Below are 21,796 nucleotides of genomic sequence, written 5' to 3'. Positions count from 1 at the left end.
TATATTGCTTAACCAATTTTAACATACACTATCCGTTGTATTAGTATGAAAAAAACAATTACTATTCTATTTGCACTTAGCTGTTGCTTTATTTTTCAAGGATGTGGTATATACTCATTTAATGGAATTTCTATAGATCCAGAAATAAAAACATTTCAAGTAAACTTTTTCAGAAATGAAGCCCCTATTGTAGAGCCTGGTATAGATAGAACATTTACACTAGCATTACAGGATTTAATTCAAAATCAAACAAATTTAAGCCTTGTAAGTAACAATGGAGAACTTCTCTTTGAAGGAGAAATCACAGAATACTACATCGCTCCTCAAGCCTCTACATCACAAAACACAGCCGCTCAAAACAGACTTACTATAAGTGTAAACGTACGTTACTACAACAACAAAAAAACAGACGGTGAAGATGATTTTGAAAAACGTTTCTCTTTCTTTTCGGATGTCCCAGCGACAACACAATTAATAGGAGGCCCTCTAGATACAGCACTAGAAGAAATTTTTGAACGTATTACACAAGATATCATAAATGAATCATTAGCAAAGTGGTAATGAAAACACAATCATTTACATATCTGTTAGAACATCCAGAACAAATTACAGCATCTCAAACAACTGATATTCGAGCTATTATTGACGAATTTCCGTTTTTTCAAAGTGCCCAAGCATTATACCTTAAAGGGCTTAAAAATCAAGATAGTTTCACCTACAATAAAGCATTAAAAGTAACAGCTGCCCACACAACAGATAGATCTGTATTATTTGAATATATCACTTCTGATATCTTTATTCAAAATGACATAAGTACTCAAATCAAAAAACAAGATACCCATCTAAGGAATTTTGATATAGAAGAGATGCAAGACGTCTCCTTACAAGTACAAGAAGAAGAACAAGACAAAGCTTCCCAGATACTTGACCCAAATCTTTTTGTAGAAAAAGAAAACTCAGAAATTACAAAGCAAACACCACAAGAAGTGCTCTCAGTTGGGAAACCACTCAGTTTTAATACAAATGAAGCACACTCTTTTAATGAGTGGCTACAACTTTCTAAATTTACATCTATACATAGAACTTCCTCTTCAGAAATAGAAGAAGATACCTCTACCTCAACTCCTGATACTATTCATAAAACCGAATTTTCTAAAACTATAGAGCGTAAAGATTCGACAGATGACATTAAGAAACGTAAGCAAGAAATTATTGACTCTTTTATAGAGACCAATCCAAAGATTGATTTCTCACCAGCATCATTTAAAGAAAAAAAGAACTTCGCAAAGGAATCACTCATTTCTTCTGAAGCCCTAATGACAGAGACTTTAGCACGTGTTTATGTAGAGCAAAAAAACTTTAAAAAAGCAAAGCAAGCCTATCGCATTTTAAGTTTGAAATATCCAGAAAAAAGTGGTTTCTTTGCAGACCAAATTCGAGCAATACAGCAATTAGAAGAAAATAAAGAATAAAGAATCATGAGTACCACATTTTATATATTTTTAGCATTAATCATCATAGTAGCCTTTTTACTAGTTGTAGTAATTATGGTACAAAACCCTAAAGGAGGAGGATTATCTTCTTCTTTTGGAGGAGGAGGAACACAACAAATGGGTGGTGTTCAAAAAACAACAGACTTCCTAGACAAAGCAACTTGGGGATTAGCAACATTATTATTGGTACTTATTTTATTAAGTAACATCTCTATCTTTGGATCTAGAGGAAACACAGAGTCTCAAGTATTTGATGCAGATGCTGTAGAAACCACAACTCCTTTAGAAGTACCCGTAACAGATGACCCAGCTCCGACTACTCCAGAAAATTAGTAGTCTTATAAAATCTAACAAAATGCCAACTTTTTCAAGTTGGCATTTTTTGTTTATCAACCATCTGCTGTAAATTTGTCAGCACATAATAACTGGCATAATTTCTGTCTTTTACTCAAACATAAAAAATAACTTATTTAACCTTAATAAATACGACTCAAAAAATGGCTTTAAACATTAAACCACTTGCCGATCGTGTAGTAATAGAACCACTACCAGCAGAGACTCAAACCGCATCTGGATTATACATTCCTGATTCGGCTCAAGAAAAACAACAAAAAGGAAAAGTTGTTGCTGTAGGCTCTGGCAAAAAAGACTATGATATGACTGTAAAAACAGGAGATACTGTTATTTATGGGAAGTACTCTGGCACCGAACTTAAACTAGACGGAAAAGATTATATGATCATGAAGGAAGAAGACATCCTTGCCATTGTATAAAACCCATTAACTACAAAATCTATATCATAGATACGTAGTACGCTTTCGCGAAAGCGTATAAATCGCAAATCAAACAAAACAATAGTTAGAATAACCAATAAATCTTCGCAATGCGGAGATGACAATCTAAAAAGATTATCATGGCAAAAGACATAAAATTTGACATCGAAGCACGTGACGGTATAAAGCGTGGCGTAGATGCACTCGCAAATGCAGTAAAAGTAACATTAGGACCAAAAGGGCGTAATGTCATTATAAGCAAATCATTTGGAGCACCTCAAGTAACGAAGGACGGGGTAACTGTTGCAAAAGAAATAGAACTAGAAGATGCTCTTGAAAATATGGGAGCACAAATGGTAAAAGAAGTAGCTTCAAAAACAAATGACCTTGCTGGTGACGGAACAACAACCGCAACAGTACTTGCACAAGCGATCGTAAAAGAAGGACTTAAAAACGTTGCTGCTGGAGCAAATCCAATGGATTTGAAACGTGGTATTGATAAAGCAGTACTTGCTATCACAGAAAATCTAGAAAAGCAAACCACAAAAGTGGGGAACTCTTCAGAAAAAATTAAACAAGTAGCTTCTATCTCTGCAAATAATGACAATGTCATTGGAGAACTTATTTCTGAAGCATTTGGAAAAGTAGGAAAAGAAGGTGTAATCACTGTAGAAGAAGCAAAAGGAACAGAAACCTATGTAGATGTTGTAGAAGGAATGCAGTTTGATCGTGGATTCTTATCTCCATATTTTGTGACTAATAGTGAGAAAATGCAAGCTGAACTAGACAGCCCATACATCCTACTTTTTGACAAGAAAATTTCTTCTATGAAGGATTTACTTCCTGTATTAGAACCTGTAGCACAAACAGGAAAACCACTTCTTATCATTGCCGAAGATGTAGACGGAGAAGCACTAGCAACTCTTGTTGTAAACAAACTTCGTGGCGCTCTTAAAATCGCTGCTGTAAAAGCACCAGGTTTTGGAGATCGTCGTAAAGCTATGCTAGAAGATATCGCTATCTTAACTGGAGGAACCGTAATCTCTGAAGAGCGTGGATTTACATTAGAGAATACAACAATAGATATGCTTGGTACTGCTGAGACAGTAACTATAAACAAAGACAATACTACTGTTGTAAATGGAGCTGGAGACAAGAAAATGATCAAAGCACGTGTAGGAGAAATAAAATCTCAAATAGAGACAACTACAAGTGATTACGATAAAGAAAAACTACAAGAGCGTCTTGCAAAACTTGCAGGTGGTGTTGCTGTACTTTATGTAGGTGCTGCTTCCGAAATCGAAATGAAGGAGAAAAAAGATCGTGTAGATGACGCATTACACGCAACTCGTGCCGCTGTAGAAGAAGGTATTGTTGCTGGTGGAGGTGTTGCACTTGTACGTGCAAAATCAGCACTTGAAAAAATAAAAACTGAAAATGCAGATGAAGCAACAGGAGTACAAATTGTAAACCGTGCTATAGAAGAGCCATTACGCACCATCGTTTCTAACGCTGGTGGAGAAGGATCTGTTGTGATTTCAAAAGTAATGGAAGGCAAAAAAGACTTTGGTTACAATGCAAAAAATGGAGAATACACAGATATGATTAAAGCTGGGATCATCGATCCTAAAAAAGTAACTCGTGTTGCTTTAGAAAACGCAGCTTCTGTATCGGGTATGATTCTTACTACAGAATGTGCACTTACAGACATTAAAGAAGATGCTCCTGCAATGCCTCCAATGGGAGGTGGCGGAATGCCAGGCATGATGTAACAGTAGCGTGGCAAGTAACTTTTTAGCTACTTTCGGGTAGACAACTAGTTAGTACATATTATAGAATAAAAAGGTCTTTGTTTCATTACAAAGACCTTTTCTTTTTTGATCAAATGGATAAATTTATGATATCGTATCTTTTCTTTGTATGCTTTCGCGAAAGCGTATAAAGACACTTCATAATTCTTATCTAAAAAGCCGTACATTACAAACTCAAAACAGTATTATATGCTTACCAAACTGATTGTCTTAGGATTATATTTTGCCATTCTTGTAATTATTGGTGTTGTTGCATCTAGAAAAGTAAAAGGCGTAAGCGATTTTTATGTAGGAGGTAAAAAACTAGGGTATTGGGCTGTAGCCTTCTCAGCAAGGGCCACTGGGGAATCTGGATGGCTTCTTTTAGGACTTACAGGAATGGGAGCTATTGCGGGGTTTTCGGCATATTGGGTTGTTCTTGGAGAAGTATTAGGAGTAGGGATTTCTTGGTTTTTTATGGCCAAACGCTTTAAACGAGCTACAGACAAATATGACTCGATTACTGTACCAGATTACCTAGAAAGCCATTTTAATACTGGGAGTAAAACCATACGTAAAGTTGCCGCAACTGCACTCTCATTATTTGTGGTTATTTATGTGAGTTCGCAAATAGATGTTACTGGAAAAGCATTTGAATCTCTATTAGGAATTAACTACTTTACTGGAGCCATTGTAGGCTTTATCATTGTGATGGCCTATGTATATGTAGGAGGATTTCTAGCAGCTGTTTGGTCTGATTTCTTTCAAGGTGTACTCATGTTCTTTGGACTCGTATGTTTGCCATTTATTGCGTGGTTATCTATTGACGATGGAGGCAGTATTGTAGAAGGTCTTACGCAGATAGATCCAAATCTTACCAGTATTTGGGGAGATACATCAAACCTAACACTTACGGTATTTACCATCTTAGGATTTGCAATGATAGGCTTAGGTTTTCTAGGATCGCCTCAGATCTATGTTCGATTTATGGCTGTAAAAAATGAAGCAGAAATAGATAAAGGAAAATGGGTAGCAATTATATTTACATTACTTACAGACTTTGCTGCTGTCACCATTGGTTTATTAGGCCGTTATTTATACACTTCTGTAGGACAAGATCCAGAAGCTATTCTTGGCCCAGCAGGAGAAGGAGTATTAATTATGTTGATAGAAGGTTTATTACCACTAGCTATTGTAGCAATCTATATTGCCATTGTATTATCTGCAATCATGTCTACTATAGACTCTCTTATTGTTGTTGCTTCAAGTGCATTATCTAGAGATTTTTATCAAAAAATCATCAATCCTGATGTAGCACAAAAGAGACTTACTAAAATCTCAAGATTAATAACATTGGCATTAGCCTTAGTAGCCTTAATTATCGCATTATCGGTCGCCGTATTATCACCTGATCGAACTATTTTCTGGTTTGTTATTTTTGGGTGGTCCGGTATTGCAGCTACTTTTTGCCCTGTTATTATTCTGTCATTATTCTGGAAACCGTATTCAGAAAAAGGAGCGCTCGCTTCTATGATTACTGGATTTTTATGTGTGCCTTTATTTAAGTTTGTAATTCAATCTATAGATGGTATTGGGATTTATTTTGAAAAACTAGATGTGCTTGCCCCCTCTTTTTTATTATCGATAATAGCTGGAATCATTTTTACTAAGTTATTTCCAAAAACCAAATAGCATTTATTACCAGTATTAACAAGGGTTTTCCGTATGGTTTTATTTATTTTTGCATCTCAATGAAAAAGAAGCTTTTATATCTAATCATATCCTTGTTTTGCCTTACTGCTTGTGAGGAAGCTCTTGTAGCAATACCAGATAGCAGAATAAACGATTACGCATTATATGATGCACAAGGAGGATTCCATAGACTTTCTACTTATAATGATAGTAAAGCCATTGTACTATTTGTTCAAGGCAATGGATGTCCTATAGTACGCAATGCATTATCTGATTTTCATAAAATTGTTGACGATTATCAACCTAAAGATGTCACTTTTTTTATGATCAATAGTAATATGCAGGATTCTAGAAATACGATTGCAAAAGAAGCTAGTGATTTTAATCTTAAAGTTCCTGTGTTACACGATGCAACTCAACTTATAGCCGATGCATTAGATATTTCTATTACAGCAGAAGCAATCATACTAGATCCTACTACAAGAGAAATTATTTTTAGAGGACCATTAAACAACAGACTTGATTATGAAACTCAAAAATCTAAACCTACCGAAACTTATTTAAGAGATGCGCTAGATGCAATACTAATAAATCAAATCCCTGTAAGTAAACAAGAAGTTACAAGAGGTTGTAGAGTCACTAGACGTCATACTATAGAAAAAGACACCCTTACATTTACAAAAGACATTGCTCCTATCCTAACAAATCATTGTGTACGTTGTCACGTAGATGGAGGCGTTGCTCCTTGGTCTATGACAGATTATGATAAAATTGTAGGATGGTCTGCTATGATCGAACAAGTTATTCTAAGTAAACGGATGCCACCTTGGAAAGCAGATCCTACTATTGGCACTTTTAAAAATACATTTGAAATTGCAGAAGAAGATCGCAGAAAGCTAGTGCGTTGGATCAAAAATGGAATGTCTTATGGAGAAGGAAATGACCCTTTAAAAGCGTTAGCTCCTAAGGACGCTCTTGTTTTAGAGACGACAATGGTTCCAGACACGACAATTGTTCTTAAAAAAGAAATCATTCCTGCAAATGGATTTATAAATTATCGTCACCAAAAAATTAAACTTGATTTCCCTGAAGGAAAGTGGCTTGCTGGTGTTACTATAGAAGCTGGCAATAATAAAGTAGTACATCATTCTACATTATCAAGTTCTATCAGACCCAAACTAGCCGTTGATCGTCCGGAAAGACCTTGGATAGACAATTTAATTGCAGTCGTTTTAAGCGGAGCTTCAAACACCATTATTTACCCAGAATCATCTGGAGTTTACATTGCTCCTGATAATACATTAATTGTTCAAACACATTATACCACCACTGGTAAAAAAGAAGAGGATATTACTAAAATCCATCTTTATTATCACAAAGAGAAGCCTAAAAAGCAATATTTTCCACTCGCAATTTCTACATACGATTTTAAGATTAAACCTTTCTCAAAAAATACTCAAATAGTTGCCCAAGATAAGATCACAGAAGATATATTTGTTCATAGTGTGCTTCCTCATATGCATTATAGAGGAAAAAGCATGAAACTGACAGCTACCAAGCCTGATGGGGAAATTATAGATCTGATTTCTGTTCCTGATTACAACTTTAACTGGCAATTATTATATACATATGAAGAACCACTATTCTTACCTAAAGGGTCTATTATAAAAGCAGTAGGTTTTTATGACAATTCTTTTCAGAATCCCTTAAATCCTGACCCTACAAAAGAATTATCATTTGGATATCAGAGTACAGACGAAATGTTTAATACTTCTGTAAATTATACTATTGCAGATGAAATACCTGTTTCTAGTACAGATACAATAAACAATACATCTTACAAATAATGAAAATAAATAAACTCGCATATTTAATTGTAGTACTATTTGGTTTATTTTCTTGTAAGGAAATCCCTGTATCAATACCAGATGGCAGAATAAATGATTATGCATTATATGATACACAAGGAGGGTTTCATAGGCTTTCTACCTATAATGACAGCAAAGCTATTGTACTATTTGTTCAAGGCAACGGGTGTCCTATAGTACGCAATGCTTTATCTGATTTTCATGAAATTGTTGACGATTATCAATCTAAAGATGTCACTTTTTTTATGATCAATAGTAATATGCAGGATTCTAGAAATACGATTGCAAAAGAAGCTAGTGATTTTAATCTTGAAGTTCCTGTGCTTCATGACAACGCTCAACTTATAGCCGATGCATTAGATATTACTATTACTGCAGAAGCGATTATACTAGATCCTACTACAAGAGAAATCATTTTTAGAGGACCACTAAACAACAGACTTGATTACGAAACTCAAAAATCTAAGCCTACCGAAACCTATTTAAGAGATGCGCTAGATGCAATACTATCAAATCAAATAGCTATAAGTAAACAACAAGTTACAAGAGGCTGTAGAGTCACTAGACGCCGTACTATAGAAAAAGATACACTTACATTTACAAAAGATGTAGCTCCTATTCTAACAAATCATTGTGTACGTTGTCATGTAGATGGAGGTGTCGCCCCTTGGTCTATGACAGATTATGATAAAATTGTAGGATGGTCTGCTATGATTGAACAAGTCATGCTAAGCAAACGGATGCCACCTTGGAAAGCAGATCCTACTATTGGTACTTTTAAAAACACATTTGAAATCGCAGAAGAAGATCGCAGAAAGTTAGTGCGTTGGATCAAAGATGGAATGTCTTATGGAGAAGGAGACGATCCTCTAAAAGCATTAACCCCTAAGGAAGCACTCGTCCCAGAAACGACAATGATTCCAGACACTACAATTGTTCTTAAAAAAGAAATTATCCCTGCAAATGGAGTTATAGATTATCGTCATCAAAGAATTAAGCTTAACCTTCCTGAAGGCAAATGGCTTGCAGGAGTTACTATTGTACCCGGCAACCCAAAAATAGTACATCACGCTACGCTTGCCAGTTCTTCAAAACCTAAACTTGCGGTTGACCGTCCAGAAAGACAATGGATAGACAACCTAATTGCCGTTGTAGCTAGTGGCACATCAAAATCTACTATTTTTCCTAATGGTTCAGGGATTTATATAGATAAAAATATTGAATTAATTATACAAACGCATTATACAACTATTGGAAAAGAAGAGGAAGATATTACTAAGATCCATCTTTATTTTCATGATGAAAAACCTGAAAAAGAATATTTTTCTTTAGGTGTCTTTTCTGATGATTTTAAAATAAAACCCTACGAGAAAAGCACTCCTATTATTGCTGAAGATAAAATCACAAAAGATGTTTATGTACATAGTATTTTTCCGCATATGCATTTTCGTGGGAAGCAAATGAAAATTATTGCTACAAAACCTGATGGCTCTGTTATAGATTTAATTTCTGTTCCTGATTTTGATTTTAACTGGCAACTTGTTTATAATTATAAAACTCCTATTCTTTTACCTAAAGGAACGGTTATAAAAGCGGCTGGTATATTTGATAATTCTTTTCAAAACCCATTAAATCCAGATCCTTCTAAGGAGGTCATATTCGGATATCAAAGTAGTGATGAGATGTTTATGGGGCTTGTAAATTATACCATTGCAGATTAGAAATTATAAAGGTACTAGATCATTTTCATACATGTACGTAAGTTACTTTATAGTGTCTACACTAAGAGTATTGTATAACCCGTTAGCCCTATATTATGAAGTTACAACAATACCTCTTTCTCGCTAGTTTATTACTATTATTAAACTCATGTCACGTAGGGCGTTTTTTTTATTGGAACTTTGCCGATACTGGTGATCTAGATAGATTTGATAGTGTTCCTATAGAAAAAGGAGATACTCCCTTTTATTTTAAAGAACCATCTATAGATCAACACAATCTTGTTCCTGAAACGGTATCATACAAAAAAAAGACTGCCGTTCCTTTTGAAGAAGTGCTAGAAAAAAGTGGCACAACCGCTTTTCTAATCGTAAAAGATGATCAAATCTTATATGAAAAATATTTTGATGATTATACAAAAGCAACAGATCATCCTTCCTTTTCGGTTTCAAAATCATTTATCTCTGCGTTAATAGGTATTGCTATAGAAGAAGGCTACATAAAATCACTAGATGATCCTATTAGAAATTACCTGCCAGAACTTGACCCTTCTTTTGACCCTGTTACCTTAGCACATGTAATTAATATGCAGTCAGGAATAAAGTTTAGCGAAGGTTATTTCAATCCTTTTGGGGAAGTAGCAAAGTTTTACTATGGTACAGATTTAAAAAAATATGTCAATAAATTAAAAGTAAACACAACACCTGGAGAAACCTGGAAATATAAAAGTGGAAATACGCAACTATTAAGTCTTGCTTTAGAAAGTGCCACACAAAGACCTTTACAGGAATATTTCCAAGAAAAAATATGGCACCCTTTGGGTATGGAGTATGATGCCTCTTGGAATATAGACAGCAAAAAAAATCAAACAACAAAAGCATTTTGTTGTTTAAATGCCAAGGCTAGGGATTATGCAAAATTTGCTAGATTATACCTTAATCAAGGTAACTGGGATGGCAAACAAATTGTTCCTAAAGACTGGGTAGTACAAACGACTTCTTTTACAGATGGGATAAATCGTTACAGATACTCACATCATTGGTGGCGTAATATAACAAAAGATGATTATGTCCAATCTCAAGAGGATACTACAAAATTTAAACTTAAAGAAGTTAAAGCTCCTTATGAAGATTATCAGGCTAGAGGTATCTTAGGACAGTTTATGTATATCAATCCAGAAAAAGATATTGTTATTATACGTCTAGGAGATAAATTTGGAGGCGTCAACTGGTCTACTCTTTTTAGGAATATAGCAGAAATGAATTAGCTCCAAAAATCAATCATCATGTCTCTTTAGCCATTGTCTTACAGAGATAAAAATAAGGGTAAGTAATACCGGTATAATCACGGTAAGATCTCTACGAGACGCATATGTATTTTCCAAGTTATTTTCAGTTAGATACAATTGCAGATTGCGTTCCCATATAATATACATAACAATAAAAGCTATTGTTAGTACTTGTACCATTGTTATTTTCTGTTTTTTCATTCTTTAAAATACAAAAGAAAACTTACTTAATCTCTTTATCTACCAATCCACATTTAAGCATTTGATCTCCAAAATAGGGATTACGTACTTCATTAGAATTTGACAACCAATAAGCACCTTTCCCATTAAAAGCCATAGGACAATACTGCTTGTATATCGCTCCAGATGTAATCTTATTTCCAGAAACTAAAACTTCCATGATTTTTGACACATTCTCAAAAGCTATACGTTGTTCTTTTACATCTTCACTCCCACTCATTTTAGTAAGCGCTTCGATTAAATTTTCTGTTTTATATTTTTCAGATACTTTAGTCAGCATTGTTGTTGCAGCAATTTTTGCTTTTGAAGCATCTGTATTTACCAAACTCGCTTTAAGATCTAGATATGCATTATAGGTTTCTGTAAATGTCGAATCTTCAAATGTAACATCAACTTTTGAGCTTGTTTCATTTAAGTCTCCAGTTTGAGCAATGGGCTCATGTGCTGTTTGCGAAGGTGCTATTTTTACTTCTGGCTCATTATTTTTACAAGAAAAAAAGGCCATAACTGCAAGAAGACAAAAAAACTTTTTCATACTACTATAATTTGCCTACAAAGATACAAACCGATTAAGAATTATGAACCTTACGATAGTAATAAAAAGCAGGCAATAACATAAATAATAGGATAGGTTGTATTAAAAAGCGCCTTACATAAAACAGTGGCAGATATTCTCCAATTCCTTGTGTAGTAAGCATTATTTTGAAGGTGATCATTAACAAAACAAAGACAACCACATAAAACAATGTTGCAAACGTAATAATTCCCCGTTCTTTAAATGCCATCCATAATATTACAAGTGACAGTACTGTGTTTATGGTATATCTAAAGAAAAGATGTAGGAATAATTTCCCTTCTTCCATATCTGGTAATATTGTTACGCGATAATTTCCTTTAAAAAATGCAATGAGTGGATCATAGAAGAGTTCGCTTTCGCGAAAGCGTAAAAAGGCAAATCCCAAAAGGCATAAAAAAACAACGGTAATACGTATAGCTTCTTTCACGACTTAGGTTGTTTTTTATACGATCGAATCCAACCTAACCACAATAAAAAGACCGTACCATAGATTACGGCAGGAAAAATAGTACCATGTAATAGCTCTGTATATTCTGGATATTCATAAATCCCAATGGCAAGCAATCCAATACGAGTTACATTCATCCCATAGATAAGAACGACACCTCCAAAAATAAATAAGAGTGTCCGTTTTTTTCCTTCAAAAAAAGCCAACATAAAAGAAACAAAAAGCAACATCACACTCACAGCGTTACATCCTTCTACCACACGTGCAAGTACTTTATTATCTACCATTAGATTCATCGCTGGCTCTACCTTACTAGGTACGACCTTCATATCATATCCCATAGCATTAATAATAGACTCGCTTTGTTTTGCTACCGTATGTGTAATAATATCTGGATAATAGGTGTCACTAGCTCCGTATTTGAGGTACATATTATAAATAAAAACAAGCACAAAATAACTTCCCACAAACGTGAGGATAAAACGCAGTACCGACTTATATTTGTTTATTAGTTTAAACACTTTATATAATATTATAGCTATTTAAGTTTTCAAGGCAATCATACCTATCTAAAATTAAAATAGCATTTGGCTAAAAATACATTAAAAATGGCTTTTGAAGATTTAAAAAAAGAAGTTAATTTAATAATTTCAAAAACACAGCTTTCTGCAAAAAATCGATTAACTGAGATATGCGAAGCTTTACGTACATCAATCCCCTATTACAATTGGGTAGGATTTTATTTTGCAAACCACGAAACACAAACACTACATTTGGAAACATATGTAGGGACGCCCACAGATCATATCATAATCCCTTTTGGAAGAGGAATCTGTGGTCAAGTTGCTGTTTCCAATGAGAACTTTGTGGTTCCAGATGTTACATCTCAAGACAATTACATCGCTTGTGGTCTTGATGTAAAAAGTGAAATTGTAATACCGCTTTTTAAAGACGGAAAAAACATTGGTCAAATAGACATTGACTCTGACTCACTAGATCCATTTACAAAAGAAGATGAAATTTTCTTAGCGTGGGTAAATGAGCAAGTAGTTACCATTTTATAGTAACTTAAGACCTTATAAAAATTAAAATCCCCATGCATTGAGCATGGGGATTTTAATTTTTATAAGGTCTTAATAATTTACATTCCTGTCCTAATAGCTTCTACAGGGTCTAGTTTTGATGCAGCTATTGCTGGGATAATACCTGCGAGTATTCCTATAAAGAATGTTACAGAAAAACCTAAAAGTACATTAAAAGGTGACAGTACAAATGTAAAGTCTCCCGCAACACCAGAACTATTTAGACCTAAAGCAATCATCCAGACTAAGAACATTCCTATTATTCCTCCAAGAATAGATAGTAATATAGACTCAAATAAAAATTGAAATAGTATAAAACGGCGTTTTGCACCTAATGCTTTTTGAATCCCTATAAGGTTTGTACGTTCTTTTACACTCACAAACATAATGTTTGCAATACCAAAACCACCTACTAGCAAAGCAAAACCTCCAATCCCCCATCCTATACCTTTCAGGGCACCAATAAGCCCATCAATAAGGTCTGTTAATCCTTTAAACTGATTTGCAAAAAATGTACTTATTTCACCTATTTTAGCACCTCTTTTTGCTCTAAGTTTTTGATCAAGAGTAGCTAAGAATCCTTCATTATCCACACCAGACTTTGGAAGTATAACAACTCTAGGAAATCCAGATTTACTTTCTCCATAAATTTTCCTTGTTAAATTTACTGGAGTTATAACAACTTCATCTTTTGAATCTCCAAGACCAACACCTTCTTTTTTTAATACTCCAATAACAGTTAATTTACGGCTAAAGACTTTTATCTTTTTACCAATAGCATTTCCATTTTTTCCAAAAAGTTGATTTTTCACCTCATCACCTATCACTATGACATTAGAGCCACTTACAGATTCTGCTTCATTAAAAAATCGTCCTTCTTGAAATTGTAATGCTTCAACATCATAATACTCAAAAGTTGTAGCAACTACTTGAACTCTTTCTAAAGTCTCATCTTCATATTTTATATTCTGTTGAGGTACGTTTATAAGGTAAGACATTGCCTTAGCATCTGGTAGAGCACGTCTTAAATATTGATACTCATCATAAGATATTAATGGGAATTGCTCTCTTTTCCAACGCGGTATCTCGGTAGGGCCAAAAGAAGCATGACATAATATAATTGTGCTTTGATCTAGAGAAGAAAGACTTCCCTTAACTTGTTTTTCTAACGAATCTACAGCAGCAAGCACTCCTATAATCGAAAAAATACCTACCGTAACTCCCATAAGAGAAAGGAACGTACGGAGTTTGTTATTACGCAATGCATTTATTGCAAAACGAAAGCTTTCTTTAAGTACACGTAAGTAAATAAACATCGATCTATTTTGGAAAATTTAAAGATAAGACGCCTAGACTTAAAATATGTTACAAAAGAGCCAAATTTAAATAAACAAACCATGCGCTTTAAACTGTTAAATTGCTATTTTTGCCACATATCCAAAATCACATAAAATTTCTGTAATGAGCGACGTAAAAAAAGCGAGTGCCGCTTTAGTTTCTGTTTTTAGTAAAGAAGGTCTTGCACCTCTAGTTCAAAAACTTCATGACTTAGGAGTTACTCTCTATTCTACTGGAGGTACTCAAAAATTCATTAATGATCTTGGCATTCCTGTCGTTCCTGTAGAAGATATTACATCATATCCATCTATTTTAGGTGGTCGTGTTAAAACATTACATCCTAAAGTTTTTGGAGGTATTCTTAACAGACAAGATCATGAAGGGGATGTTTCTGAAATGAAAGAGTATGAGATTCCACAATTAGATATTGTCATTGTAGATTTATATCCTTTTGAAAAAACAGTAGCTTCTGGAGCACCAGAACAAGACATTATAGAAAAAATAGATATTGGAGGTATCTCTCTTATACGTGCCGCTGCAAAAAACTTTAAAGACACCCTTTGTGTTTCTTCGGTAGATGATTATGCAGAAGTATTACAACTTATTACCGATGGAGAAGGAACAACAACACTAGCAGATCGTAAACGATTTGCCGCAAAATCGTTTGGTGTATCTTCTCATTATGACACTGCTATTTTTAATTACTTTAATGCAGATCATGAGATTCCTGCTTTAAAGGTAAGTGAGCACAAAGGAAATGTATTGCGTTATGGAGAAAATCCACATCAACGCGGATTCTTCTTTGGTGATTTTGATGCTATATTTGATAAACTTCACGGGAAAGCGCTTTCATATAACAACTTACTTGATGTAGATGCCGCTGTAAACCTCATGAATGAATTTATAGGAGAGGCTCCTACGTTTGCTATTTTAAAACACAATAATGCTTGTGGCTTTGCACAAAGAGATACCATGCACACTGCTTATGTAGATGCACTAGCCGGAGATCCTACAAGTGCTTTTGGAGGTGTCCTTATTGCAAACAACACCATAGATAAAGCAACTGCAGAAGAAATACATAAACTATTTTGCGAAGTTGTGATTGCACCTTCTTTTGATGAAGATGCCCTTGAAATATTAAAAGGCAAAAAGAATAGAATTATTCTTATTCTCAAAGAAGTAGCATTACCTGGAACTATGGTACGCACCTGTCTTAATGGAACCTTAGTTCAAGATAGAAACACAAAAACAGATACCGAAGCAAATTTAACACAGGCAACACATACTAAACCCACAGAAAGGGAGTTAGAAGATTTACTGTTTGCATCTAAGATTTGTAAACACACAAAATCAAATACGATAGTTCTTTGTAAGAACAAACAGCTTTGTGCTAGCGGAACTGGGCAAACATCCAGAGTAGATGCTTTACGCCAAGCTATCGAAAAAGCAACGTCTTTTAATTTTGATCTTCAAGGAGCGGTGATGGCTAGTGATGCTTTCTTCCCATTCCCAGATTGTGTTGAAATAGCAGATAATGCAGGTATCACAGCTGTAATCCAACCAGGAGGATCTATAAAAGATCAACTTACGATAGATTATTGCAATGATCACAAACTATCAATGGTGATGACTGGAATACGTCATTTTAAACATTAATAGAAAATGATGTCATACGCTTTCGCGAAAGCGTAAAAAAACACAATATTATTTGTACATTTAGAGAATACGACAAACCAACATAAATATTTAATACCCTATTCCGCCCTATGGGATTTTTTGATTTCCTGACAGAAGACATTGCCATTGACCTTGGTACTGCAAATACACTAATTATTCACAATGATAAAGTCGTGGTAGATAGTCCCTCTATTGTTGCACGTGATCGTACAACAAAGAAGATTATTGCTGTAGGAAAAGAAGCTGCTCAAATGCAGGGGAAAACACACGAAAACATAAAAACCATTCGCCCACTTAAAGATGGAGTTATTGCAGATTTTGATGCAAGTGAGCAAATGATAAGTATGTTTATTAAAGAAATACCTGCTCTTAAGAAAAAATTATTCCCGCCAGCATTACGTATGGTCATCTGTATTCCATCTGGAATTACAGAAGTAGAGATGCGAGCTGTAAAGGAAAGTGCCGAGCGTGTGAATGGAAAAGAAGTACATCTTATTCACGAGCCTATGGCTGCAGCTATTGGTATTGGTGTAGACATTATGCAACCTAAAGGAAATATGATTGTAGATATAGGTGGAGGTACTACCGAAATTGCAGTCATTGCTTTAGGAGGAATCGTTTGTGACAAGTCAGTTAAGATTGCAGGAGATGTATTTACAAATGATATCATCTATTATATGCGCACACAGCATAACCTTTATGTAGGAGAACGCAGTGCCGAAAGAATTAAAATACAAATAGGAGCTGCTACAGAAGACTTAGAAGTACCACCAGAAGAAATGAGCGTACAAGGTCGTGACTTACTTACTGGAAAGCCTAAGCAAGTACAAATATCTTTTAGAGAGATTGCAAAAGCGTTGGACAAATCTATTCTTCGTATAGAAGATGCAGTAATGGAAACATTATCACAAACTCCTCCAGAACTTGCTGCCGATATTTATAACACAGGAATTTACCTTGCAGGTGGAGGATCTATGTTACGTGGCCTAGACAAACGACTTTCTCAAAAAACAGATCTTCCTGTATATATAGCAGAAGATCCATTGAGAGCTGTTGTAAGAGGGACAGGTATCTGTCTCAAGAACATTGCAAAATATAAGAGCGTACTCATTAAATAACAAGTGCTTACCCTATGCAGCAGATCATCAATTTTTTGATAAGGAATAAAAACTTCCTGCTGTTTGTCTTTTTATTTTTTATCTCGCTTGTATTTACCATACAATCACATTCATATCATAAAAGTAAATTTATAAACTCTGCAAATTTCTTTTCAGGAGGACTTTATGAATCTGTGAGTAATGTGCAAGGATATTTTAATCTTAAAACATACAACAAACAATTATTAGAAGAAAATGCCCGCTTGCGCGAAAGCGTACAAAGGCTTACTTCTAGTAATAAAGTTGATTCATTAAGCCAGGTATTTCTAAATCCAACAGATACTCTTGACGTACAATTTAATTATATACCCGCTAGAGTATTAGATAATTCCTATTCAAGAACAGATAATATCATTACCCTAAAAGCAGGACGTAGAAATAGTGTACAAGCAGATATGGGAGTTATTACTAGTCATGGGATTGTAGGGATTGTAGAACGAACCTCTACAAAATACAGCACTGTATTATCTATATTAAATAGCAGTTTTGAAACCAATGCAAAGTTACGTTCTTCAGATCACGTAGGAACATTAAAGTGGGATGGACAAGATCCTAATATCATGAAAGTAACTGAAATGCAAGAACAAGCTCCTATAAAGATAGGAGACACTATAGAAACAAGTGGTAAATCGGCTATTTTCCCAAAAGGGATTCCTATAGGAACTATAGAAAATTTTCATCTTGACGGTAGTAAGAACTTTTATACATTATCTATCCGCTTGTTTAATGACATGACCAATTTAGGACATGTGTATATTATAAAGAATAATGACAGAGAAGAAATAAAAACGTTAGAAAACGGCATCACAAATGAAGAATAGTGTTCTTGTAAATAGCGTTCGTTTTATAGCACTACTTCTTGCTCAAGTTTTTATATTTAATAATATAAACTTTATGGGATATATTAATCCATATCCATATGTGTTATTTATTCTCGTTTTCCCTTTTAACGCAAATCGCTCTTTGTATCTATGTATTGCTTTTTTAACAGGTCTTACCATGGATATGTTTGGAAATAGTGGAGGTATCCACGCAGCGGCTTGTCTAGTGATTGCTTATTTTAGACCTATCGCACTACGATTTACATTTGGAGTGAGTTATGAATACAATGCCATTAAGCTTCCTAATGTAAGTTTTTATGAACGTCTAATATTTATATCCAGTCTTGTTTTTTTACATCACCTAGTCCTTTTTTCTTTAGAGGTTTTTAACACTTCTAATATACTTTACATCTTAAAAAAGACGTTGTTTACTGGTATATTCACGAGTATTCTTTGCTTAGTATTTAACATCCTTTTTAGTAGTCGTCAACAATGAGAAAACTATTACTTCTTTCTGTCGTCCTTAGTACCGGTCTTTTGTTTATGGGGCGGTTATTCTATTTACAGGTGTATGATACTTCAGCTACGACACTTTCTGAAAACAATGCTGTAAAAACGATATATACGATCCCACAACGAGGACGTATTTATGATCGTAATGGAAAACTATTAGTCTCCAATCAATCATCATATGATCTTATGGTGATCCCAAGAGAGATAAAACCATTTGATACAATATCGCTATCCAAACTTTTAAACATCACCCCTGAGAAACTAAAAAAAGAATTAAAGAGAGCTAGAAACTTCTCTCCTGTGCTCCCCTCTCCTATTGTTTCTACCATGTCACAAGATGAGTATGCATATCTTGGAGAACAGATGCGTAAGTATGAAGGATTCTTTATTCAAAAACGTTCTTTACGTGATTATCAAATAGATTTTGGCGCCAACTTCTTAGGATATATTCAAGAAGTACATCAAGGTATTATTAATCGAGATGATTACTATAAATCTGGAGATTTAATAGGTCGTCAAGGAGTAGAAGAACAATATGAAGAAATATTACGTGGTGTAAAAGGAGTAGAACACTTTCAAAAAGATCGTTTTAGTAGAGTGATCGGACCATATAAAGAAGGTGATTTAGACATCACAGCAGAAGAAGGTAAAAACATTGAACTTACTATAGATGCTGAATTGCAAAAATATGGTGAGCAGCTTATGGTGAACAAACGTGGTGGAATCGTTGCTATAGAGCCTGCAACTGGTGAAATTCTAGCGCTTGTTGCTGCTCCTAATTATGATCCTGCGCTTCTTGTGGGTAGAGAGCGATCTAAAAATTACACACGTCTAGATGCTGATTCTATATCAAAACCTCTTTTTGATAGGGTGCTTCAAGGAGAATATCCACCGGGGTCACCATTTAAAGCTTTGACATCTCTCATTGCTCTTCAAGAAGGTGTTATAGACACGCAAGACAAAGTATATTGTAATGGAGGGTATCGTTATGGAGGAAAGAAGCCATTAGGGTGTCACCATCATAAAAGCCCTGTGCAACTTATAAGTGGTATTGCCTATTCTTGCAATAGTTATTTTGCAAGTACATATCGTAGTACCATAGACAAATACAATACACCGCAAGAAGGTATTGAAAAATGGAGATCACACTTAGAAAGTTTTGGTCTTGGGAATTTTATGGGATATGACCTCCCTACGGGTAGACCAGGTTTGATTCCTAGCGCAAAACGTTATAATAGAACGTATAATTATCCTACCTATCACTGGGGAACAACAGCTACGATCTCTAATGCTATAGGTCAAGGAGAAGTTTTAATGACTCCGATGCAAATGGTCAACTTTACAGCAGCCATTGCAAATAGAGGGTGGTTTTATAAACCTCATATTATTAAAAACATAACGGGTGCTGATACTATTCCTTCAATATATAGAGAAAAACAAATGACAACTATTGATCCACAACATTTTGAGCCTGTTATACAAGGGTTAAATGATGTGTATAATCATGGTACTGCAAGCACTTTAAAAATCCCTGGCATTGAAATCTGTGGAAAAACAGGAACTGCAGAAAATAGTATTAGAATCAATGGGAAGAAGGCTCAACTAACAGATCACTCTGTCTTTGTCGCTTTTGCTCCCAAAGACAACCCTAAAATAGCCATTGCTGTTTTTGTAGAAAATGGGTATTGGGGCTCTCGATATGGCGGTCGTATCGCTTCTATTATGATAGAAAAATATCTTAAAGGAGAAGTGACTCGCAAGGATCTTGAAAATTGGGTACTCACCCATAGTCTTGAAGAAGAGTATGCAAAACCATTAAGTGGTAAACCATTTCCAATTAATGATGGAAAAAAGATAAGCGCTAAATTCTTGGCAGAAGAAAATCAAGAGTTATGAGTACTGGACGAAGTGTAGGTAGTTTTGACTGGGCTCTTATTTTATTGTATCTCGCCCTTATCAGTATAGGTTGGTTAAGTATTTACTCAGCATCATATGATGCTACTGCAGAAACTTTTTTTAGTCTTGATAATTTACATACTAAGCAATTACTCTGGATTGGTTTAGGGTTTGTTATTATTGTTTTTATCTTATTTCTAGATAGTAAATTTTTTGAACGTTTTTCCAGTTTGATTTATGTTGTCTCCATACTCTCCCTCATTCTTTTATTTCCTTTGGGAAAAAACATTAATGGAGCTACTAGTTGGTTTGCACTCGGATCATTCACATTACAACCTAGTGAGTTTGCCAAAGTAGCCACAGCACTAGCGCTTGCCAAATACTTAAGTGATATACAAACCAACATTAAGACATTACGAGATCAATTAAGGGCCTTTTTAGTTATAGCTATTCCAGCATTGGTTATTATACCGCAACCCGACCCTGGAAGCGCATTGGTTTATGCAGCTTTTTTCTTTCCTTTATATAGAGAAGGTATTGCAGCTGGATATCTTATTTTGGGAGCTTCTGTAGTGACATTATTTGTTTTGACATTACTATTTAGTCCTTTATATATTGCGCTAGGTGTCGCAACTATTGCTATTTTATTGTTTCTAAGAAACAGAAAGAAACGACCCGCAAAGTTCTTATATATCGGAATTGTTTTGGCCTGTTCTCTATTTACATTTTCTGTGAATTATATTTTTGAAAATGTATTTCAACAGCGACATAGGGATCGTTTTAATATCGTTTTAGGAAAAGAAGCAGATACGCAAAGTATAGGATACAACACACGTCAAAGTGAGATTGCTATTGGTAATGGAGGTTGGACAGGACAAGGTTTTTTACAGGGTACGCAAACGACTGGAAAATTTGTCCCAGAGCAAGACACAGATTACATCTTTAGTGCCGTAGGAGAAGAATGGGGCTTTTTAGGAAGCGGGCTTGTTGTAGTCCTTTTTGTACTTCTTATTCTCCGAATTATACAGCTCTCTGAGAAACAGAAAAATGAGTTTAGCCGAATCTACGGCTATAGTGTTGCGGGAATTATATTTATTCACTTTGCTGTTAATGTAGGGATGGTGACTGGCTTAATGCCTACCATAGGAATCCCACTCCCCTTCTTCAGTTACGGAGGCTCCGGCTTTTGGGGGTTCACAATTTTACTATTTATCTTTATTAAGCTAGATGGTAATCGAGTGAATGAATGGTAATAAAAAGAAAATAGACTGCTACGCTGTTAGATCATAGAGAATAGATTCATTAAAAAACTAAAAGCCTTTTTTTTTAAAACGGGGTGGTTGTTCTATAGCATTTGTAGTTTTTTCGACACAAATGGTAGAGAACTTTCCGTGCAATTGCAATCTTCTTTATATGTAGTAAGT

General features: G+C 34.8%; 21 protein-coding genes. 16 read left to right on the top strand and 5 right to left on the bottom strand.

The window, feature by feature from the left end:
• Positions 1 to 45 precede the first annotated feature (45 nt).
• The 9 genes from ABJD27_RS10605 (at position 46) to ABJD27_RS10565 (ending at position 10,602) form a co-directional block, all read left to right on the top strand.
• A complete protein-coding gene (locus tag ABJD27_RS10605) occupies positions 46 to 561 on the top strand; it encodes an LptE family protein (RefSeq protein ID WP_348168883.1) in 516 nt (171 codons plus the stop codon).
• The gene (locus tag ABJD27_RS10600) at positions 561 to 1,472 is read left to right on the top strand and encodes a hypothetical protein (RefSeq protein ID WP_348168880.1); all 912 of its coding nucleotides are present in this window, start codon (positions 561 to 563) and stop codon (positions 1,470 to 1,472) included. The genes ABJD27_RS10605 and ABJD27_RS10600 overlap by 1 nt, the downstream gene beginning before the upstream one ends.
• Before the next feature lie 6 nt (positions 1,473 to 1,478).
• On the top strand, positions 1,479 to 1,826 hold the full coding sequence (gene secG / locus ABJD27_RS10595; RefSeq protein WP_348168877.1) for a preprotein translocase subunit SecG: 348 nt from the start codon (positions 1,479 to 1,481) through the stop codon (positions 1,824 to 1,826).
• A gap of 164 nt (positions 1,827 to 1,990) precedes the next feature.
• Positions 1,991 to 2,266, top strand: a complete 276-nt coding sequence (locus ABJD27_RS10590; protein WP_348168874.1) for a co-chaperone GroES — start codon at positions 1,991 to 1,993, stop codon at positions 2,264 to 2,266.
• A 140-nt stretch (positions 2,267 to 2,406) separates the two neighbouring features.
• Complete coding sequence (groL, locus tag ABJD27_RS10585) at positions 2,407 to 4,038, top strand: chaperonin GroEL (protein ID WP_348168871.1); 1,632 nt, start codon at positions 2,407 to 2,409, stop codon at positions 4,036 to 4,038.
• Between the two features lie 228 nt (positions 4,039 to 4,266).
• A complete protein-coding gene (locus ABJD27_RS10580; protein WP_348168868.1) occupies positions 4,267 to 5,748 on the top strand; it encodes a sodium/proline symporter in 1,482 nt (493 codons plus the stop codon).
• Between the two features lie 59 nt (positions 5,749 to 5,807).
• Positions 5,808 to 7,595, top strand: coding sequence for a redoxin domain-containing protein (locus ABJD27_RS10575; protein WP_348168865.1), 1,788 nt, complete (start codon positions 5,808 to 5,810; stop codon positions 7,593 to 7,595).
• On the top strand, positions 7,595 to 9,337 hold the full coding sequence (locus ABJD27_RS10570; RefSeq protein WP_348202037.1) for a redoxin domain-containing protein: 1,743 nt from the start codon (positions 7,595 to 7,597) through the stop codon (positions 9,335 to 9,337). The genes ABJD27_RS10575 and ABJD27_RS10570 overlap by 1 nt, the downstream gene beginning before the upstream one ends.
• 95 nt (positions 9,338 to 9,432) lie before the next feature.
• Complete coding sequence (locus tag ABJD27_RS10565) at positions 9,433 to 10,602, top strand: serine hydrolase (protein WP_348172050.1); 1,170 nt, start codon at positions 9,433 to 9,435, stop codon at positions 10,600 to 10,602.
• A gap of 9 nt (positions 10,603 to 10,611) precedes the next feature.
• On the opposite strand, the gene ABJD27_RS10560 is transcribed toward ABJD27_RS10565, so the two are convergent.
• From ABJD27_RS10560 to xrtF, 4 genes are read right to left on the bottom strand one after another with little or no spacing between them, the layout of a single operon-like run.
• A complete protein-coding gene (locus tag ABJD27_RS10560) occupies positions 10,612 to 10,824 on the bottom strand; it encodes a hypothetical protein (protein WP_348172053.1) in 213 nt (70 codons plus the stop codon).
• Positions 10,825 to 10,846: 22 nt separating this feature from the next.
• Positions 10,847 to 11,398 (bottom strand): DUF3347 domain-containing protein, encoded by a 552-nt coding sequence (locus ABJD27_RS10555; RefSeq protein ID WP_348172055.1) that lies wholly within the window; start codon positions 11,396 to 11,398, stop codon positions 10,847 to 10,849.
• 34 nt (positions 11,399 to 11,432) lie between these two features.
• Positions 11,433 to 11,867: an exosortase F system-associated protein gene (locus tag ABJD27_RS10550; protein WP_348172058.1), complete on the bottom strand. Its 435-nt coding sequence runs from the start codon at positions 11,865 to 11,867 to the stop codon at positions 11,433 to 11,435.
• Positions 11,864 to 12,409 (bottom strand): exosortase family protein XrtF, encoded by a 546-nt coding sequence (gene xrtF, locus ABJD27_RS10545; protein ID WP_348172061.1) that lies wholly within the window; start codon positions 12,407 to 12,409, stop codon positions 11,864 to 11,866. Before xrtF ends, ABJD27_RS10550 begins: the two co-directional genes overlap by 4 nt.
• A gap of 87 nt (positions 12,410 to 12,496) precedes the next feature.
• On the opposite strand from xrtF, the gene ABJD27_RS10540 reads away from it, so the two are divergent.
• Complete coding sequence (locus ABJD27_RS10540; RefSeq protein WP_348172147.1) at positions 12,497 to 12,952, top strand: GAF domain-containing protein; 456 nt, start codon at positions 12,497 to 12,499, stop codon at positions 12,950 to 12,952.
• 77 nt (positions 12,953 to 13,029) lie between these two features.
• On the opposite strand, the gene ABJD27_RS10535 is transcribed toward ABJD27_RS10540, so the two are convergent.
• The gene (locus ABJD27_RS10535; protein WP_348172064.1) at positions 13,030 to 14,286 is read right to left on the bottom strand and encodes an ABC transporter permease; all 1,257 of its coding nucleotides are present in this window, start codon (positions 14,284 to 14,286) and stop codon (positions 13,030 to 13,032) included.
• Positions 14,287 to 14,431: 145 nt separating this feature from the next.
• Here ABJD27_RS10535 and purH point away from each other — a divergent pair, with 145 nt between their 5' ends.
• The 6 genes from purH (at position 14,432) to rodA (ending at position 21,625) form a co-directional block, all read left to right on the top strand.
• The gene (purH, locus tag ABJD27_RS10530; protein ID WP_348172067.1) at positions 14,432 to 15,964 is read left to right on the top strand and encodes a bifunctional phosphoribosylaminoimidazolecarboxamide formyltransferase/IMP cyclohydrolase; all 1,533 of its coding nucleotides are present in this window, start codon (positions 14,432 to 14,434) and stop codon (positions 15,962 to 15,964) included.
• A 110-nt stretch (positions 15,965 to 16,074) separates the two neighbouring features.
• On the top strand, positions 16,075 to 17,103 hold the full coding sequence (locus tag ABJD27_RS10525; RefSeq protein ID WP_348172070.1) for a rod shape-determining protein: 1,029 nt from the start codon (positions 16,075 to 16,077) through the stop codon (positions 17,101 to 17,103).
• Positions 17,104 to 17,117: 14 nt separating this feature from the next.
• Entirely contained in the window at positions 17,118 to 17,963 is an 846-nt protein-coding gene (gene mreC, locus ABJD27_RS10520; RefSeq protein ID WP_348172073.1) for a rod shape-determining protein MreC, read from the top strand.
• The gene (locus ABJD27_RS10515; RefSeq protein WP_348172076.1) at positions 17,953 to 18,459 is read left to right on the top strand and encodes a rod shape-determining protein MreD; all 507 of its coding nucleotides are present in this window, start codon (positions 17,953 to 17,955) and stop codon (positions 18,457 to 18,459) included. The genes mreC and ABJD27_RS10515 overlap by 11 nt, the downstream gene beginning before the upstream one ends.
• Positions 18,456 to 20,372: a penicillin-binding protein 2 gene (gene mrdA, locus ABJD27_RS10510; protein ID WP_348172079.1), complete on the top strand. Its 1,917-nt coding sequence runs from the start codon at positions 18,456 to 18,458 to the stop codon at positions 20,370 to 20,372. Before ABJD27_RS10515 ends, mrdA begins: the two co-directional genes overlap by 4 nt.
• A complete protein-coding gene (gene rodA / locus ABJD27_RS10505) occupies positions 20,369 to 21,625 on the top strand; it encodes a rod shape-determining protein RodA (protein WP_348172082.1) in 1,257 nt (418 codons plus the stop codon). Before mrdA ends, rodA begins: the two co-directional genes overlap by 4 nt.
• The last annotated feature ends 171 nt before the right edge of the window (positions 21,626 to 21,796 follow it).

Source organism: Dokdonia sp., assembly GCF_039945015.1.
Classification (GTDB): Bacteria; Bacteroidota; Bacteroidia; order Flavobacteriales; family Flavobacteriaceae; genus Dokdonia.
The sequence above is the reverse complement of the archived record's forward strand: the minus strand, read 5'-3'. Positions and strand labels throughout refer to the sequence as shown.

Excerpts from the sequence above, each read along its gene's own strand:
- ABJD27_RS10605 (WP_348168883.1), top strand. The coding sequence starts at position 46 with ATGAAAAAAACAATTACTATTCTATTTGCACTTAGCTGTTGCTTTATT.
- ABJD27_RS10600 (WP_348168880.1), top strand. The coding sequence starts at position 561 with ATGAAAACACAATCATTTACATATCTGTTAGAACATCCAGAACAAATT.
- secG (WP_348168877.1), top strand. The coding sequence starts at position 1,479 with ATGAGTACCACATTTTATATATTTTTAGCATTAATCATCATAGTAGCC.
- ABJD27_RS10590 (WP_348168874.1), top strand. The coding sequence starts at position 1,991 with ATGGCTTTAAACATTAAACCACTTGCCGATCGTGTAGTAATAGAACCA.
- groL (WP_348168871.1), top strand. The coding sequence starts at position 2,407 with ATGGCAAAAGACATAAAATTTGACATCGAAGCACGTGACGGTATAAAG.
- ABJD27_RS10580 (WP_348168868.1), top strand. The coding sequence starts at position 4,267 with ATGCTTACCAAACTGATTGTCTTAGGATTATATTTTGCCATTCTTGTA.
- ABJD27_RS10575 (WP_348168865.1), top strand. The coding sequence starts at position 5,808 with ATGAAAAAGAAGCTTTTATATCTAATCATATCCTTGTTTTGCCTTACT.
- ABJD27_RS10570 (WP_348202037.1), top strand. The coding sequence starts at position 7,595 with ATGAAAATAAATAAACTCGCATATTTAATTGTAGTACTATTTGGTTTA.
- ABJD27_RS10565 (WP_348172050.1), top strand. The coding sequence starts at position 9,433 with ATGAAGTTACAACAATACCTCTTTCTCGCTAGTTTATTACTATTATTA.
- ABJD27_RS10560 (WP_348172053.1), bottom strand. The coding sequence starts at position 10,824 with ATGAAAAAACAGAAAATAACAATGGTACAAGTACTAACAATAGCTTTT.
- ABJD27_RS10555 (WP_348172055.1), bottom strand. The coding sequence starts at position 11,398 with ATGAAAAAGTTTTTTTGTCTTCTTGCAGTTATGGCCTTTTTTTCTTGT.
- ABJD27_RS10540 (WP_348172147.1), top strand. The coding sequence starts at position 12,497 with ATGGCTTTTGAAGATTTAAAAAAAGAAGTTAATTTAATAATTTCAAAA.
- ABJD27_RS10535 (WP_348172064.1), bottom strand. The coding sequence starts at position 14,286 with ATGTTTATTTACTTACGTGTACTTAAAGAAAGCTTTCGTTTTGCAATA.
- purH (WP_348172067.1), top strand. The coding sequence starts at position 14,432 with ATGAGCGACGTAAAAAAAGCGAGTGCCGCTTTAGTTTCTGTTTTTAGT.
- ABJD27_RS10525 (WP_348172070.1), top strand. The coding sequence starts at position 16,075 with ATGGGATTTTTTGATTTCCTGACAGAAGACATTGCCATTGACCTTGGT.
- mreC (WP_348172073.1), top strand. The coding sequence starts at position 17,118 with ATGCAGCAGATCATCAATTTTTTGATAAGGAATAAAAACTTCCTGCTG.
- ABJD27_RS10515 (WP_348172076.1), top strand. The coding sequence starts at position 17,953 with ATGAAGAATAGTGTTCTTGTAAATAGCGTTCGTTTTATAGCACTACTT.
- mrdA (WP_348172079.1), top strand. The coding sequence starts at position 18,456 with ATGAGAAAACTATTACTTCTTTCTGTCGTCCTTAGTACCGGTCTTTTG.
- rodA (WP_348172082.1), top strand. The coding sequence starts at position 20,369 with ATGAGTACTGGACGAAGTGTAGGTAGTTTTGACTGGGCTCTTATTTTA.